Below are 629 nucleotides of genomic sequence, written 5' to 3' on the forward strand. Positions count from 1 at the left end.
GCTTCATCGGGAGCGCGGAGCTCTACCGCGCTCGCTTCGCCGAGCAGTCGCGGATCTTCTACGACTACCTGCCGTACGCCATCGTCTTCGGCCTGACCGACGAATGGGCGAAGGCGTTCGAGGGCCTCCAGGACCTGCCGGAGGCCGACTGGTACACCGGCACCACCGGCCACCTCGCCGCGTTCACGCTCGCGGACAACCTGACGCGCTTCACCCAGGAGAGCGCCGGCGCCATCGCCGCGACGCCCGCCAGCTCCGGGTCGAGCGGCTTCGGCGGCGGCGGGTTCTCCGGCGGCGGCGGTGGCGGTGGTGGCGGCGGCTCCTGGTAGCCGTCCACGTAGCGCTTTTCCCTAACTAACACACATATCAGGCGGATCTCACCCCTGGATTGGGGCTCTCGAAGGGGCCCAATCCGGTCGATTACTGATACGGGGCAGCCCGTCGGTAGAGAACGGGTGAAGGACAGCCGGAACTTCAGGGAATCGTCACCTACGTATTCCGAAAGCCGCGTAACTTCCAGCCTGACGGATGAGGGGTATCGGGGAATAGAAGGCTCGTTTTATGTCGTATCCCACGCGACTGATTCAGGCTGCTGCCATCGCCGTGATTGGCGTGGTCGCACTCGGACT

1 protein-coding gene is annotated in these 629 nt (G+C 65.2%); it reads left to right on the forward strand.

What is annotated here, in order from left to right:
- The coding region (locus tag KDM41_18430; GenBank protein ID MCB1185402.1) for a DUF2207 domain-containing protein at positions 1 to 329 on the forward strand (329 nt) is incomplete at its 5' end.
- Positions 330 to 629: the final 300 nt, after the last annotated feature.

Source organism: bacterium (assembly GCA_020440705.1).
GTDB lineage: Bacteria > Krumholzibacteriota > Krumholzibacteriia > LZORAL124-64-63 > LZORAL124-64-63 > JAGRNP01.